17 protein-coding genes are annotated in these 16,767 nt (G+C 31.0%); 2 read left to right on the top strand and 15 right to left on the bottom strand.

The genetic code is table 11. The features are described 5' to 3' along the window. Positions 1-78: 78 nt before the first annotated feature. From L3B98_RS24995 to L3B98_RS24980, 4 genes are all read right to left on the bottom strand, one after another. On the bottom strand, positions 79-420 hold the full coding sequence (locus tag L3B98_RS24995) for a DUF1453 domain-containing protein (protein ID WP_238918661.1): 342 nt from the start codon (positions 418-420) through the stop codon (positions 79-81). A 222-nt stretch (positions 421-642) separates the two neighbouring features. Then, the gene (locus L3B98_RS24990; RefSeq protein WP_238918660.1) at positions 643-1,218 is read right to left on the bottom strand and encodes an isoprenylcysteine carboxylmethyltransferase family protein; all 576 of its coding nucleotides are present in this window, start codon (positions 1,216-1,218) and stop codon (positions 643-645) included. Beyond that, the gene (locus tag L3B98_RS24985) at positions 1,211-1,669 is read right to left on the bottom strand and encodes a MarR family transcriptional regulator (protein WP_238918659.1); all 459 of its coding nucleotides are present in this window, start codon (positions 1,667-1,669) and stop codon (positions 1,211-1,213) included. Before L3B98_RS24985 ends, L3B98_RS24990 begins: the two co-directional genes overlap by 8 nt. A gap of 956 nt (positions 1,670-2,625) precedes the next feature. Then, positions 2,626-3,024 carry a MerR family transcriptional regulator gene (locus tag L3B98_RS24980; RefSeq protein WP_015392127.1) on the bottom strand — a complete coding sequence of 133 codons (399 nt, stop codon included), beginning with the start codon at positions 3,022-3,024 and terminating at the stop codon, positions 2,626-2,628. Between the two features lie 699 nt (positions 3,025-3,723). Between L3B98_RS24980 and L3B98_RS24975 the strand changes: the two genes are divergently transcribed. Continuing rightward, positions 3,724-4,707: an oxidoreductase gene (locus tag L3B98_RS24975; protein WP_238918658.1), complete on the top strand. Its 984-nt coding sequence runs from the start codon at positions 3,724-3,726 to the stop codon at positions 4,705-4,707. Positions 4,708-4,989: 282 nt separating this feature from the next. Here the strand turns inward: L3B98_RS24975 and L3B98_RS24970 are convergent, their stop codons facing one another. From L3B98_RS24970 to L3B98_RS24940, 7 genes are all read right to left on the bottom strand, one after another. After that, the gene (locus tag L3B98_RS24970; RefSeq protein WP_238918657.1) at positions 4,990-5,577 is read right to left on the bottom strand and encodes a TetR/AcrR family transcriptional regulator; all 588 of its coding nucleotides are present in this window, start codon (positions 5,575-5,577) and stop codon (positions 4,990-4,992) included. A 73-nt stretch (positions 5,578-5,650) separates the two neighbouring features. Continuing rightward, the gene (locus L3B98_RS24965) at positions 5,651-7,726 is read right to left on the bottom strand and encodes an FAD-dependent oxidoreductase (RefSeq protein ID WP_238918656.1); all 2,076 of its coding nucleotides are present in this window, start codon (positions 7,724-7,726) and stop codon (positions 5,651-5,653) included. Positions 7,727-7,999: 273 nt separating this feature from the next. Further along, a complete protein-coding gene (locus L3B98_RS24960; RefSeq protein WP_238918655.1) occupies positions 8,000-8,254 on the bottom strand; it encodes a hypothetical protein in 255 nt (84 codons plus the stop codon). Between the two features lie 204 nt (positions 8,255-8,458). Continuing rightward, complete coding sequence (locus L3B98_RS24955; protein ID WP_238918654.1) at positions 8,459-8,950, bottom strand: hypothetical protein; 492 nt, start codon at positions 8,948-8,950, stop codon at positions 8,459-8,461. A 219-nt stretch (positions 8,951-9,169) separates the two neighbouring features. After that, positions 9,170-9,535 carry a rhodanese-like domain-containing protein gene (locus L3B98_RS24950; protein ID WP_077361934.1) on the bottom strand — a complete coding sequence of 122 codons (366 nt, stop codon included), beginning with the start codon at positions 9,533-9,535 and terminating at the stop codon, positions 9,170-9,172. Positions 9,536-9,538: 3 nt separating this feature from the next. After that, the gene (locus tag L3B98_RS24945; protein WP_238918653.1) at positions 9,539-10,063 is read right to left on the bottom strand and encodes a MarR family transcriptional regulator; all 525 of its coding nucleotides are present in this window, start codon (positions 10,061-10,063) and stop codon (positions 9,539-9,541) included. Positions 10,064-10,373: 310 nt separating this feature from the next. After that, positions 10,374-11,399: an aldehyde reductase gene (locus tag L3B98_RS24940; protein ID WP_238918652.1), complete on the bottom strand. Its 1,026-nt coding sequence runs from the start codon at positions 11,397-11,399 to the stop codon at positions 10,374-10,376. 116 nt (positions 11,400-11,515) lie between these two features. On the opposite strand from L3B98_RS24940, the gene L3B98_RS24935 reads away from it, so the two are divergent. Beyond that, positions 11,516-12,037 (top strand): TetR/AcrR family transcriptional regulator, encoded by a 522-nt coding sequence (locus tag L3B98_RS24935; RefSeq protein ID WP_015392124.1) that lies wholly within the window; start codon positions 11,516-11,518, stop codon positions 12,035-12,037. 297 nt (positions 12,038-12,334) lie between these two features. Here the strand turns inward: L3B98_RS24935 and L3B98_RS24930 are convergent, their stop codons facing one another. The 4 genes from L3B98_RS24930 to L3B98_RS24915 all read right to left on the bottom strand — a co-directional run bounded on the left by L3B98_RS24930 (position 12,335) and on the right by L3B98_RS24915 (position 16,705). Then, the gene (locus tag L3B98_RS24930) at positions 12,335-12,916 is read right to left on the bottom strand and encodes a TetR/AcrR family transcriptional regulator (RefSeq protein ID WP_077361927.1); all 582 of its coding nucleotides are present in this window, start codon (positions 12,914-12,916) and stop codon (positions 12,335-12,337) included. 39 nt (positions 12,917-12,955) lie between these two features. Continuing rightward, positions 12,956-13,726 carry an NAD(P)H-dependent oxidoreductase gene (locus tag L3B98_RS24925; protein ID WP_077361925.1) on the bottom strand — a complete coding sequence of 257 codons (771 nt, stop codon included), beginning with the start codon at positions 13,724-13,726 and terminating at the stop codon, positions 12,956-12,958. 751 nt (positions 13,727-14,477) lie between these two features. Continuing rightward, complete coding sequence (locus tag L3B98_RS24920) at positions 14,478-16,025, bottom strand: HAMP domain-containing sensor histidine kinase (protein WP_238918651.1); 1,548 nt, start codon at positions 16,023-16,025, stop codon at positions 14,478-14,480. Then, on the bottom strand, positions 16,022-16,705 hold the full coding sequence (locus L3B98_RS24915) for a response regulator transcription factor (protein ID WP_238918650.1): 684 nt from the start codon (positions 16,703-16,705) through the stop codon (positions 16,022-16,024). Before L3B98_RS24915 ends, L3B98_RS24920 begins: the two co-directional genes overlap by 4 nt. Positions 16,706-16,767 lie beyond the last annotated feature (62 nt).

The following is a 16,767-nucleotide window of genomic DNA, read 5'->3' as shown; positions in this document are numbered from 1 at the left end:
CATAATAATTTTCCTAACACTATTTGGAGTAAGATAACATTAATATTTTGTAAAATATTAATGAAAAAACGTTGAAAACTATTTAGCATCACCTGAAAATTGAAAATATTTATATGACAGCCATATACTTCTTCCTATCATAGAAGCACATCCAAATATAAGAATTCCTATACTTATAAAGCTTGTTATATCTCCACCAACATATTTAAGAAACCATTTCATGAAAATAAGAATAATATACACTCCAAGACTTAAATATGACTCACTATAATAAACTTCGTCTTTAGATTCATCCTTACTATATTTTAATGTTCTTCCACGAATTATTCCTACTCCTAATCCAATAATTGAAAAAATTATTATTAGCAGAATTTCTTTCAATGTAAAATTCAATGTTTTTGCGTAATCCTCAATAAGCATTAGTATAAATAATATAGGTAACAACCATAGATTAGGAAACTTAATTCGTTTATTCTTTCCATTAATTATCCTAAAAAATTTTAATATGATAATAATCAATATAATATAAGTCATAGATACACCTTTCACCTCAAAATTTCATTTTTACTCTCAAGTTTTCAATTTTTTTAGTAACTATGATAACATCAATTAATTCAACACCTTGTCATTAACAATATAGTTTTAAAATATAAAAGGAATTAATGCCCATGATTCTTCTATATATTTTTTATATTCTTCCCCAAATTCCATTATTAAAAATTTCTGTTCCCTACTTATTTTTATAATATAAACAAGTAAAATCATAAAGAAGCCTATAAGGGAAGCTAGGTTTCCAAATGTAATAAAAGTCCCTAAAAATCCAAATACCACTCCTGTATAAATAGGATTCCTTATGTACTTATATGGTCCACTACGGACTAGCCTTTGCCCTTCAACTTTTTGAATCGCCCCACTCCAATTTCTTCCTAATTCTATTCTAGCCCATATTGCAAACAAAAGAGATAATACTAAAATTGTAAGCCCTGTATATTCCACATATTCATAATTAGGTATTATATTATTTTCCAAAAATGTATTTTTAAATTGAAAGAAAGTAATAACATAAGCAATAACCACAAACATGACATGAAGCACTCTCTGCATACTTCTTTGACCACTTGCTTCTTTTTTTACTTTTGATCTAGTTTTTATAGCTGCCAATACCCAATATCCCCAAAATAAACCCCAAATTAAACTTATCATAGTAATGTTACTCATAAGCTCTCCTCCTTATATCAGAAAATGTATCTTCAACTATTAAATTCACATCATCTAGAAACCTTAATATAATAGCTTTTTCTTCATCATTATATTGCTCTATAATAGCTTTTTTCTTATTATATGATTTATCATGAATTTTTTTATGAATTTCACACACATTCATTCCTAGTTCAGTCAAATTGTAATACACTTCTTTATTATTTCCTTCTCTTTGATACTTCGAAACATAACCTTCATTTAATAACTTTCTACACATTTTAGTTATAGCACCTGTTGTCATGCTTAATTCTTGTGCTAATTTTGTTATGTTAGCATCTTCAATATATTCTATAGCGGCAATGCAATGAATTTGTGAAAAGTTAAGTTTATTCTTAACATTTGGTACACTTATTTCATTCTTTTCTTGTATTTTCTTTAGTGATAATATAATCTCATTAACAATATCCATCTCAACTTCTCCTCTTAATATTTCTTCCTTGGAAGTAATATTATAATATTATTTCTTCCATGTCAACATTTTTTTCTTCTGTCTCTATTAATTCACACAAAATTATTAAAGGTTCTTGTATCATGTTCTTATTTGCAGATAGTTCCGTATTGCAGCATAGCTGCTTTTTTTAAGATTCTCATATAAATGATCTTATTTGCGGCATAGCTGCTTTTTTTTAAGGCCTCATATAATGATCTTATTTGCAGCATAGTTGCTTTTTTTTAAGGCCTCATATAATGATCTTATTTGCAGCATAGCTGCTTTTTTTTAAGGTGTATATTTTTTTATATTTATAGATATCCAAATTAATAATCAAACTTATAAATGTAATATATATGTATTATTGAGAAATTATAATCGTAACACTACACTAGAAATCAGAGACATTTTTCTGGAAGCAGGCATGTGAAATTGAGCTGATGATGGTTATTAATGGGGGCTTGTTTCATTTACAGCTTGTCAAGATTTTACATCTGGAACACGCTAAAATGACGACAAGGCGCCATTTAGAACCTTCCAGCGAAAATTTCACTAGTCCTGTGGAAGATAAATGTATTTGATTTCGGTAATTGTTGCATAAGTCTAATTCTCGCTTTGGATATCTATAGTAGATTTATTAACAAAAAAATAGTAGTCCCTAACGCAACTTAGAAAACTACTAACTTTTCAATAATAAGTAAACGCATATTTTGTTCATGTTTATCCTTTATATTTATTCTACCTAAAACTTAATCTTTATTCTTTATTTATTTTATGTTTCTCCGTATCAGTAGCAAGTGACAACCATTATTAAAATATAATCCACATTTCTTTGAATATCCTACCTATTGTTATTTTTTAATTACTTTTCACTCTTCTAATATAGCCTTTCTTTAAACTCATAATCTTGCCTTGATTCATTAATCTAAAATAGATTATTTCTTTTTTTCAGTAATTATCTTTTTTAATTCATCTTTGGAGATTTTCTCATCATAATAGTCTAACTTCATATCTACGAGTTCAAGAAGATCAGTATATTTTTTTATCTCTTCATTAATTATTTCTTTTTGCTTACACATAATCTTACGCCTCTCTTCTAATGTATCTTTTCCATTAGTGCAAAGCTCAACATAATTTTTTATATATGAAATAGACATTCCTGTAGCTTTCATACAGCTCACAATTTGAAGCCATCCTAAATCAACGTCTGTGTAAACCCTCCTACCATTATCTTTACGTTGTACAGATGGTATCAAGCCTTCTCTTTCATAATATCTTAATGTATAAGGTGTTATATTAAATTTTTCTGCTACTTCTTTTATTGATAAATTCATACCCGCACCCCTCTAAATAACAATCTATAGTATTAACTAATATCTTTGTTATTATTATAAAGGTTACAATACTTATTATTCAATATTATACGAATATTTTTGAGATAGTTTGAAATCGTTAAGTGAAAAGTTAAATTCGTGATTTAGATAAGGCATTGAAAATGCAACACTAAATTCAATTTTAGATGATAAAATAAGTTAGCTAAATGCCAAATAATGCAGTTATTTTATCATTATCAGCATATTTGGGCATCAGAAATAGGTAGCCGAACTTTCTGTGCAAGACTAAATTCCGCCTACCTTATTATTGTAATACTAAATTCTTGAACTTAGTATTTTGCTATAAGACTATGATTTAAATAACACAACGGCAATAGAATGTCAATGGTAAGACTAACAGCAGAACTGCATATACGGTTCTATTCAATAGTTCTATTTAGATAATTAGGAAATAGTTAAGCCACTACCTGGATCAACCATCTCAAATGCATGATAAAAATAGTTCGACTAGATTTATGTGCAATACTAACTTCTTGTAAGATGAATTTACTATTGCAATCATGAAGTTACTTTTTCATTTTAGCAGATAGTTTGAAATTCCCTATTGACTTACACTGCACTCTAAGAAATATACTAAATGTAACGCTAGCGAGTTAAATTTATTTTAAAAATATGCCATGCATAAAAAAGGAGAAAGATATGAAACATACTATTCAATCACCAATAAATTCAGGATATGGTTTTTCTACAACTGCAAAAGAAGTTATAGAAAATCTTAATTTACAAGGTAAGATAGCAATTGTTACTGGAGGTTATTCGGGAATCGGATTGGAAACTGCTAAAGTTTTAGCCGAAGCTGGCGCCACAGTTATAGTACCAGCAAGAAATATTGAAAAAGCACAGAAAGCTATAGATGGAATTAAAAATATAGAGCTAGGAACTTTAGATCTTATGGACTCTGATTCTATAAATAGCTTTGCAGAAAAATTTATAGCTTCCGGAAGGCCAATTAACATCTTAGTAAATAGTGCTGGAATCATGGCTCCACCTTTAATGAGAGATAGTAGAGGGTATGAAGCTCAATTTGCTACAAACCATTTAGGACACTTTCAATTAACAGCAAGACTTTGGCCTGCTTTAAAAAAAGCTGGTAGTGCTAGGGTTATTGCAGTTTCATCAAGAGCTCAACGTCTTGGAGGTGTTAATTTTGAAGATCCTAATTTTCAAAAAACAGAATATGATAAATGGAAAGCCTATGCCCAATCAAAATCTGCCAATATACTTTTTGCTGTTGAGCTTGATAGATTAGGTAAGGAATATGGAGTAAGAGCTTTTGCAGTTCACCCAGGGTTAATTCCAACTACAGACCTTGGTAGATTTTCTCTTGACGGAAAAGTTACTACACAAGAGCTTAAGAATAAAGATAAAAAAACTGTTGATAAGCAACCTGTAAATGAATTTAAAAACATTGAGCAAGGTGCAGCCACACCAGTATGGTGTGCAACCAGCCCTTTACTAAATGAGATGGGTGGTGTATATTGTGAGGATTGCGATATCTCCGAGGCTGTTACAGCTGATAGCTTAAAGGAAAATGGGGTACGTCCTTGGGCCATAGACACAGATTTAGCTAGGAGATTGTGGCAACTTAGCGAAGAACTTACTGGTATTAAGTTTAATATTTAGCTTAACCAGAATAATAACGTTGCTGAAATTGAACGCGATTTAATATCCCCATAGCCTTAAATACAATAGAAACTACTAATCCAATCCATATGATATACACACTATTTACTTTTAATTTATGGTTTAACATAAAAGTTAAAAGTCTAAAGATGTTTATAATTACTGTACACTAATGTTTATAAGGTTTCTTGAAGTATAAGAAATAATATTGGGCAAATTAAGATAGATAAATAAATATATGAGTAAAGCCTGCACAATTTGATTTATGCAGGCTTTACTATATTATATTTGTTTTTCATAAAACAAGAAGTATTGTAGAGCATCATCAACCTGTTCAGTAGGCCAATTATTCCACTTTTCATTTCGATCAATACATGCGTTATACATCATACCTCTACAGAACCAAAGAACCTGCCAAACAAGCTTACGTACTTTTACGCTATCTTGTTCTAAACCTGTAAACGCAGCAATTTCCTCTTTCAGAACTTGAAATATAGGGCGATTCTCACTGAAAAAATACTCATCGTGATATACTAAATGGCTAATATAAATCGACCTTACAGAATTAATATTTTTATCAGACATTAACCCAATGTGGGTATTTATGATACTACGAATATTTTCAAGTGGAGTACCGTTACGCTCAAGCTTTTCAAACTCATGGTCTGCAGACCGATAATTATAGAGTATTGCAGCCTCTTTGCTATCAAAGTGATGGTAGAAAGCTCCAGCCGAAATTCCTGTATGATTACAAATTTCTCTTATTGTTATCTGTGAAATTGGACGCTCCTGAACCATCTCACTAATTGATTCCAGTATAGCTTCTTTGGTTTTTTCAGCTTGTAACTGCCGCTTATTTTTTATTTTCATAAGTGCCACCTCTTTAGGCATTGTAGCACAGAAAATAACCTAATGCAACGACGTTCATTTTAGAAAAATATGCCTAAATTGAAAGGGCAACATCATAGGCTCCCCAAACTACATTCATCAAATTACCTACCTTAAGAGCATCACCGATGATATGAGTAGTCGCATTACCTACTTCGACGATTGGCGACGTGATATAACCAATAGATGTCACTACGCTATCCACTTCAATAGTTTGTTCACCCTGAGGAGTAGCAACAACTACACCATTAGCATTAATTTGAACAACTTTTGCTTCCAAATATAGTGGTGTTTCATATCTTCGGAAAACATCACGTAAAAAGTTTGAATTTGCAGCACTTAAACCATCAATTTTCAAAATATCATCCATCATTTCAATAATAACTGGTTTTTTCCCTTTAAGGATTAAATCATAAGCAATCTCACAACCTGTCAAGCCACCACCAATTACTGCAACTCTGTTTCCAGAAATAGTTTTTTTGCCACGCAGATATTCAATAGCTTCCATTACATTATCACGATCAGCACCTTGTATAGCAAATTTTCTTGGAGTAGCACCAGTGGCAATAATTAATTCATCTGCACCAAGTGAAAGAAGATTTTCTTCCTTTATCTCCGTGTTCAGCTTGACATCAATGTTTAAGATATCAATTTGACGCTTATACCACTCTATCAGCATCTTGTCTTTCTCTTTAAAATCAGGAGCACCTGCCGCTATAAATACGCCACCGAGTTCATTGGTTTTTTCATATAATGTAACATCATGTCCTCGCATACTACAAAGACGTGCCACTTCCATTCCACCAATTCCACCACCGATAACAGCGACATGCTTTTTATGTCCTGATGGTGTAATTTGGTATTTTTGTTCTTGAAGAGTTGTAGGATTAATAGCGCAACATCCCATTTGCCCTTTAGGAAGAGACCCTGGGTTTCCCTTATATTTACTAACTCCAAAGCATCCATTATGGCAAGCTAAGCAAGGACGTATATCCTTAATCCTATCTTCACGAATTTTGGAAACGTACTCACCATCACAAAGCAGCTGGCGAGCAATTCCGATACCATCAATCTTACCATCTAATAAGGCCTGTGCTGCTGTATTAGGGTTTTCCATACGGCCTGCGCAAACGACAGGAATATTTACATGTGGTTTGATTGCTGCCGAAGCATCAAGATTACAACTTAGTGGCATATAAAGAGGTGGATGAGCCCAAAACCATGAATCATAAGAACCATTATCGGCATTGAGCATATCAGCTCCAGCAGCTTCAAGCAGTTTTGCACCTTCTATACCTTCCTCTAAATTACGACCAAATTCAGTATACTCCTCGCCAGGGAGCGCTCCTTTATTGAATCCTAACATCTTACTTTCAACACTATATCGTACACTTACTGGATAATCAACACCACAGGTTCTTTTGATTTCTTGAATTATTTCAGTTACAAAGCGGAAGCGATTTTCTGGACTCCCCCCATACTCATCAGTACGATGATTTGTGGCAGCAATGGTAAATTGATCTAGTAAATATCCCTCATGCACAGCATGTATTTCTACTCCATCTATTCCAGCTTTCTTACAAAGTGCAGCGGCTTTACCAAAACCCTTGACTATATCATGTATTTCCTCCTTTGACATCTCTGTACTTTTAATCTCCGGATCCCAAACATTTGGCAAACCTGCCGACGGTGAACGAAATATTCTATCAACATCAATATTCACTGGACTATCAAGCGTTTTACCCTGCTTTTGTGCATAGTATTGTTCTCGCAACATAGGAATGGCAACCATAGCACGTCCCATTCCAGCACCAATCTGCATAAATACCTTTGCATCATATGAATGAATTTCATCCATAAGCTTTTTAACAGGTCCCATAAAGATTTCTTCCTGATCTCCAAGCCAGCTATCACCAAATAAACTTTTTACTGTCACCATACCTGGAACCATAAGAGCTACATCATTTTTTGCCCTCTCTACATAGTAATCATGACAATGTTTATTAAATTCATAACCCATCATGCCCTCTACAAGGTTCGTCCCTTCCATTGCGCAAAGTACAATTCGGTTTTTAATTGTAGTACTGCCAACTTTTAACGGAGTAAATAGTGAATCATATTTATTTGACATATTGTACCATCTCCTTCTATACATTGCTTATTCACCGAACAAGTAATGTAATTATAGCATATTATGAAATGGTTATCAACTTGCTACTTTATACAAAATATTTACTACTCACTTAATAATTACGCTATGTAAAATCAGTCACAACAAGGTGTAGCACATTTATACAATGGGATTGCTATTGGTTTTAGCATCTAATATTCTATAAAATAATTAAAGAAAATTCACTATTATAATCTTATGTTTATTTCTGTATAAGCTCTCCGTTGTTCATTTTCATTGACAAAGCCATCTCTTATTGATGACATCGAGCAATGCACCCTCTACTTTGAAATCTAATGCTTTTAGATGATTCAGTGTCACTTTTGGTTCTAATATTGCAACATATCCTCCAAGATCTTTATCTACCTCTCTGTCTACTCCATAGTTTTCATTGAGTGTTATTATTACTTCTTCTATGCTTGCTAGTACTTCTTTTGTATATTCTGTTCTTATTACTTCTAGCTGTTCAAGTTTGTACAATTTTTTCATGTTCAATACCTCCTCAAAATAGAAAAAGGAATACTCAAAGCTCTTATTGCTTTAAGTATTCCCTTTAAATTTTATTCACTATTATAATATATATTTATTTACTACTATTCTTAATACTTCTAATTATTTTTAAATCATTCTATTTTTATTTTAAAGTTTTTCTTCTCTTTGAATTTTCACTTCACTAACTGTTTTGTTAACAGATTATTCAAGCAATGAATTATTATTCTTGCTATCCAAAATATTTGTCATCGTTAATCTTTTCAAGAGAGTGATCGATAGCATTGTCTTTTCAAGTGCTTTTCTTTCTTCGTATTTAAAATCTCTATAGTTGGTTTTATTGGCAACGATATTCTCCATTGAAGATAATAATACTATGTATGCTTTATTTAAGCTTTTTAATTCTATAGTAATATTTTCACTTAATTTCTTTACTTTTTTAATAAGATTTCTACCTTCATCCGTTTTTCCTATAGCCTCATCAGCATTATCACTAATATCGCGTGCATTATCTAAACTTGAATTTCCTTTAAAATTAAGAAGAATCCCACCAATTGCCCCAGCAACATTCTTTACTATATCACTAAATGTCAAAGCTAAACCTTTAATATTATTTAATTCTACTTTAGTAAGAGCAATTGATTCTTTAGATACATTTCTATCTATCTCTGGTTTGTTCTGTATTTTTTCATACATTTTAACACCCCCATCAAAACTATTCCAAACTTCTGCCTTTAACTCACCCAATTTCTTTAGTGAATCATTTATCTTACTTTCAATGCTGTCAAAGGGTTTTGTTTTTATTGTCTACTTTTTAGAGTAAAGTTCAATAGCAGGTGGTTTTCAAAACATATAAAAAAAGAGCAACTAACTTTTGTTAATTGCTCTTTTTAAACAAATTAAAATTCTTCATTCTTATTCTAATGTTTCAATAGGAAGGTTCATTCCTTTCCAACCCTCAAGTGCTCCTGCAAGCTCATAAGCTTCAAAACCTTCTGATAATAAAATAAGTAATGCTGTTTTTCCAAGCGTGGTACCAGCAGTCCAGTCATATACAACATATGTTTTGCTTTTATCTAATTCATCTAAATGGTTTCCTAATTCTTTTGCAGGCATTGCAATAGCACCTTTTATTTGGTCTTGTTTTACATGTGCCGGAGCGTTACGAACGTCTAATATGACATATGGCGAATCTTCTTTTCCAATGTTTTCTAACACAGTAAAATGATTTATATATAAGCTAAGGAATGTTTCTAATAATTCAATTTTTTTTGTTTGCATCTTTTATTTCTCCTTTTCTTGGGTATATTTTTGAGTGCTATCATTAATTTTTTTTAATAAATTTGAGAGTTGCTGAATTTCTTCATTAGACAGGCTACCCAGCAAATTGTTAACGATGCTAAAATTTTCTGGTAAAAATTTCTCTAAAACATAATTTCCTGTTTCAGTAAGTTGGACAGATAATGAACGTTTATCTGTAGTGGAAGTACTTTTTAAAATCCAACCCTTCATCTCCATTCCTTTTAATAATTTGCTAACTGTTGCACGAGTGGCTCCCAATTTCTCAGAAATAACTGAAGGCAACAATGTTTGGTTTGGAGCTTGATATAAAAACATCAAAATAATAAATCTTGATTCACTTAAATCGTTTTTATCAAGGATATAATTATATTGTTTTTGCATATTACGATATGCCCATTGAAAATCAATAAATAATTTTACAATATCTGAATTTACTTCCGAATAAACATCTTTCATCAACTGTAACCGCTGATTATCAGGACGATCAATAAAAGTAAAGTTATCCATAAATAATCTCCTTTATAATAGTTAGCCGGCTAACTATCGTAAGTATAACATGATAAATTTTGAATGTCAATTTAAAAGATCACTAATAAACGACTATAATAACTTATTTTAAACTTTCTCTTTATTCTAAAAAAATACCGTTAATACTTAATTTAATTAAAATATTAGCGATATTTATTAATATATTATTATCCCCAAATAGTAATAAAATAACCCATTTATGACATGCTTATTATCCTTAATTCAAAATAAATAACTCACGACAACACATTTTCTTCATTGTTGTGGGTTTCATGGTGGAGTTTAATATCTATTTATCAATTAATCCAAGTTCAATCATACTTTTTGCAGTTGTCACGATTGCTTCTTCTGCTGATCTTGGCTGCCAGCCAAGTAACTTTTTAGCTTTTGCATTGCTACAAGCTGTGTTTTGTCCTAAAAATGTTGCTGGCATACGCAAATCCTTTTTAAAAATTGCCATAAATTTAATTATAAAATCCGGCAGTACCTTAGTCGATACTTTCTTTGCTTTACTTCCTAAGTATTTCTGTAAAATTTTCGCTTCTTCTTTATATGTCAGATTTTCACCTGTAGTAGCAATAAATCTCTCTCCCGCTGCTTCTGGAGATGTCATCGCAAGTACATGCAATTCTGCAACATCTCGCACATCAACATAATCAAATCCAATATTTAAAAGAAATGGCATATCTCCTCTGAGCATCGCACGAATAATCTGATTAGAGTGAGAATAATCCTGTCCAAGTACAGGTCCCATGACCGCCACAGGATTAACAGCAGAAAGTTCCATATTCTCTCTCTTTGCAAATTCCCAAGCCGCAAGCTCTGCCATAGTTTTTGAACGTTGGTATGCATCGATATTGCTTGACAAATCTGTCCAATCCTCCTCTGTGAAAATCTCCTGATGAAATTTATGGCCTGCAATCACTGCCCCTGAAGCAGAAGTTAGAACCACACGTTTAACACCTGCCTCTTTCGCTGCCTTCATTACTCTCAATGTACCATCAACAGCCATTTTCACCATTTCATCACCATCATCTGGACGTGTGGCTGGTGTTGGTGATGCTACATGAATAACATAATTTGCATCAGTCACCGCCTTCATCCAGTTTGTATCACTTGTCAAATCTGTCTGTATAAACTCCAGATTTTCAAAATCAACTGCTCCACCTTTTGCAAGCATTGATTTAACCTCATCCTGGCGTGACAATGTGCGAAGTGTTGTACGAACTCGATATCCCAGTTTCAAAAGCTTTAATATTATGTGTACGGCAATGAAGCCACTTCCGCCTGTTACTAAAACTAACTCTTTTTCCATAATTAATTCCTCCTAACTAATGTTTCACTTGTAACCTCTGTTCCATTAGCATATACTATTATCAAGGTGAAATCAACACATAAACGATCATATGTGACAATAAGGGAGGTATTGTAATGGCAGCAACAAATCACTCGCAAGCCATCAAAAAAGATACAAAGGATTTTATAACAACAGCCATGCTGCAGTTGCTTGCAACAGAAAAATTGTCGGAATTAACAGTTTCACAAGTTTGTAAACGGGCAGGGGTAAGCCGTATGGCTTTTTACCGAAATTTTAACGATCTCGAACAGATTTTGTATGAGTATTACCAGCCAAAGATTGCAGCTGTATTTTATACGATTCATCAGAATCCATCCTTCTCTGATAAATTTGATATCCAATTAAAGTTTTTCAGCACCTTTAGTGATGATTTACTTTCATCTGTTGACCGTGGATATGAACCAATAATTCAGCAGATTTTCATAGAAGAAATAAACAAATTTTATGCTCCTGATAGTGGTGAATACTGGACAACTTTCATGTCAGCAGGCGTTTATGCTGTTTGGCGAAAATGGTTTCTAAGTGGACAGCAAAAACCGCTCCAAGAAATAATGGAATTTTTTAAGCAATTTGATACATTAAAAAGGACTTTCTAAGATTTCTGCATTTATCACTTCCCACTCAAAATTATTAATTATTTAGCAAATGGCTTTTAGTGCTCAATCTTTTCATCAGATATAAAGGCAGCTTTATAAACAAAATTTCCTTCGCCAAGCTATGCAATATTTAATATGGTTATCATAAAAAGAAGGAGGATACCGCCTTATTGGGTTGTTCCTCCTTCTGCCCTATTATTCAAATCTCATTTACTTATGATACTTTTCCCATCACAGATCCGTACGTGCCCAATTAAGGCATACAGCTCTTTATGTTAATGAATCTTAGTCATATCCCTATTGGTTGCAATCAATCAAACCTTTAATTATAAATTCAGCTAAGTAATCTAAAATTTGTGGAAAATATTGAATCCCAATTTCGTCCTTATGGGTATCTATATTTATCACTGCAGTAAAAATAGCCATAATAATTTCACAATCGATATCATTTCGCATTTTCCCTTCAACCTGCCATTTTTTTATTAACTCTGCAAAACTGTTATATACGAAATTAACATATTTTATTCCGTTCTCCTCATTGTAATTTTGCTCTATTTTACTAAAGACATCCCTGTTATACCATTCTCTAAGTATTGGATTTGAGTTTATGCCACTGATGTTCATAAACATTAATTCTTTAATTACTTTTAAGGGATCACCATTCATATCGATAGATTCCAAAATACTTTTTTTGAGTTTTACATTTTCTTCTAAAAAAATCTCCATGAAAAGCTTCTCTTTCGAGGAATAGTAGTTATAAAACGTACCTACCCCTATTCCAGCCTTTTTTGTAATATCAGACACATTTATATCTTTAAATCCTTTGGAACTAAATAGCTCTCTCCCATAATTAAATATAACTTCTTTTTTATCGTTCAATTAACCACCCTCCATTTTTCTATCAATAACAATTATACCCTATCTATGCTTAGCCATCCATCCCCCTAAGAAATCGAAAAATTTACCTGCAATATTTTTGAATAATCCTAAAGAAACATCATAATAATAATCAGATTCAAACCATCCTTTTTCTTTAAAATAAATATAATCCCGGTACGTCTCATTCAAAATATTCATAATACTTGTACGGGATATCCGAAACATCATCAATCTGAAAATAGAAGGAGTTGGCGACGTTTGACGCATAAGTTCCTTATAAAATCTTGCGGATGCTTTTTTGACTTCTTGTGTTATTTTTTTCTGTTGACGCATTGTTATAGGTTTTAATGTATTCAAGCAGCATCCTTTTGTTACGTGAAACCCTAAGTTTTCTCCAATATTTTCTAAATACTTTACAATAGAGGCTCCTCCAAATATACCTTGAGTAACAATAGTTGTAAAAGTCTTACCAAAAAATTGAGGTCGGTGAAAAACAAAAGCTAGTCGATCCAAAAAGTTCTTCAATGGTGCAGTTACATGAAATGAATAATTGGGAGTGGCAAAAATAACTCCATCTGAATTATTCATCTTCTCAATAAGTAAATTCCTATCATCCTTCAAAGGACAATTTTCTTCTCCCTTTTCAAAACATACCTTACAGCCATTACAATATTTAAGGTGATAGTCTTTTAAAAAAACATACTCAAAGTCAATATCTGTATATGACTTTAAATTTTTTTCAAATTCCTGAACTGCTTGGTAAGTTGCCTGCTTTTGTGAAGTCCCCATAAACACAGTAACCTTTTTCATTTGATACCTCCTCATGTTTACAAATAAAAAGCTTTTATTCGTTGGTATTACTTTATAATATAAGAATAAATTTTTTGTATTATAGTTAATGATACAGATGCCGATACTACCTCTAAATAAAAGATGTTTCGATAATTAATAGCGATATGAATGAATAAAAATATATTCATTCATATTGTAGCATGTATATTTTGACTAGTCCATTCTTATTTTTGTCTTGGCATGGTTTTTGTGGAAAATGTTGTCTATGAAATTATTATATACAACTTTTTATATTCACAGGATTTATCATCAACATTCTTCTTGAAACAACAAAAGAAGGAGAACCTCCTCCCTCTGGACTTGGTTCTCCTCCGTTACTTAGATACATTAGTAAGTTATCATTTTTAAAGGAAACTCGACTCACATTCGTTCGCTGAGTAAGTGATTCACATCAAATCATAGATTTGAGTTCTCTACTTAAGTTCTATTGATTCAATCTCCCTAGTTTTGCTTATAGTTATTTTTGAAATTAGCATATTCAACAATCTCTTTTGTTGCGCCTTACCTTTATTTTCTATAGTAACATTTAAGGTATTATAAATCTATAAATCTATCTCTTATATTTATTATCACTTGTTTTTTACTTATTATCCTTTATTTATGATATAGTTCACCATATCATAAATAAAGGATATAGTCTTTTTATTATTTTACAAACCATAAATTGTTGTTCCTAACTTATTCTACTATACTAAAAAATATTAACTAATTATATCTCCTCTTTAGGAAGCGACATAATAAAACTTATAGTATTTCCCTCACATTCAGCCCATAACTTTCCATTATGAAGTTCTACGAGCCTTTTAGCAATTGCGAGACCTAATCCTGACCCCTCATTTTCTGAACTTCTAGATTTATCAAGTCTATACATCTTTTCAAAAATCAATTCCAATTCTTCTTTTCCCATATGTTCCCCAATATTTTCGAATAAAACTAGCACTTCTTTATTATTTTCTCTTATATTAACCTTAAATATTGTATCGGCAAAGCTATACTTCTGGGCATTTTTAACAATATTTTCTATTATTCTAGTCATTTTTTTAATATCAATTTCACAATATATTTCACTTGATTCAGTTTCAAATTTAATATCTATATTTTTTTCTTTAAAGAATAATGTTTCCTCACCAAGAATTTGATTTACTAATATTGCTATATTGAATCTGACTTTTTCCAAAGAAATATAACTATTAGAAATCTTAGTATACTCAAAAAGCTCTTCAATTAATTTTTTTAAATCAATAGATTTTTCATACACTATATCCAAATATCCCCTATTAGTTTTATCATATTTATTTTTTTCCTTTTCATATTTTAGAAGTTCCAAATATCCTATTATGGATGTCAGAGGCGTCTTTAAATCATGTGAAACAGAAATTATAAGTTCATTCTTTTCTTTTTCAATTTTCTTTTCTCTTTCATAATTATCCTTGAGCCTTTTAGACATTATATTTATACTATGTGCAAGTTCTGAAAATTCATCTTTTCCTTTAATATCCAGATAATCTACATATTGAATTTCTGATATTCTACTCAATTTCCCTGTCATATAATTTAGATATTCAACCCACTTATTTACAACAAATAATATAATTAGTATAAAGGCTATAAGCACTACTGTGATAAATCCTAAGGAAATTGTATTATATATTTCAACAAATCTTTTTGGCTTAATGTTACCATAATCCAGCAAGTAACTTTCTACAAATTTACTTATAGTGTTAAGAAACAACATACTTGCAATAAAAGCTATTCCTATTATAATAATAAGTCTTGATCCTATTTTACTAATAAACAATGCTCTATTTCTTATAATATTAATCAAAATATAAATTATAAGTATAGTAGCTAATACAAAAGCAACTAGTAAAGATATACTATATTTATTAATTTCAATTAAATTATAATTTATATAAATAATTTGATTCTTATATATATTTACTAAAAATACTATGAAAGTACTTACTAAAAAAGGTACCACGACCCATAGAAATACTTTAATATTCATTAGCCTTAACATTAATTGTGTCTTTTTTATTTTGTAAAAACAAGAAAATACATAGATTATACCTATTTGAACCCAAATAGGTATTAAGAAAACTCTAAGATTTAAAAGATGTAATAAATTTAAATCATAACTTCCAAAAAGTGTTTCATATGTATTTATAATTACTACTATTAGATTGCTTATTGAAAAGATTATTAATTGAATTATCAATAATTTTATCAAGTTATTGATTATAGTATCTTTATTCATATCCTATACCCAACTCCCCAAACTGTTTTTATATATTGAGGAGACTTTGGATCGATTTCTATCTTCTGCCTTAGGTTGGTTATATGAACCACTACAGAAGTATCTGATACTACAAAATTCTCCTTCCAGACAGTTTCGTAAAGTTTTTCTACTGAAAATACTATTCCTTTATTTCTAGCCAAACATTCTAAAATACTAAATTCCTTTGAGGTGAGTTTAACTTCCTCACCTCTTACCTTAACTCCATGAGTATCTATATTAATAATTAAATCGCCTATCTCAATTATATTTTTACTATTTGATGTGTTATTAAACTTTTTGTATCTTCTTATTTGTGCTTTAACTCTAGCTAAGAGTTCCATAGAACCAAATGGTTTTGAAATATAATCATCTGCTCCGACTGTCAAACCTTGTATCTTATCAAGTTCTTCATCTTTAGCAGATAGAAATATTATTGGCATTATAAATTTTTCTCTGATTTTTATGCATGTAGATACTCCATCTAGCTTTGGCATCATTATATCTAGTATTACTAAATCATAATTACAAGCTTCTACTAACTTTAAAGCCTCTTCTCCATTAGAAGCCTTATTTACCTCATAACCTTCACTTTTTAAATAAACCTCAATTAAATTTTTTATTGCGGGATCATCATCAACCACTAATATTCTTTCTCTCATAATTATATTCCTCCTAACAACAATCTGCATTTAAACTTAAACATTGCTTATGTTAGCACATA

Source organism: Clostridium sp. YIM B02555 (assembly GCF_022320955.1).
GTDB classification, from domain to species: Bacteria; Bacillota; Clostridia; order Clostridiales; family Clostridiaceae; genus Clostridium; species Clostridium saccharoperbutylacetonicum.
This window is presented reverse-complemented; position numbering and strand designations above follow the sequence as displayed.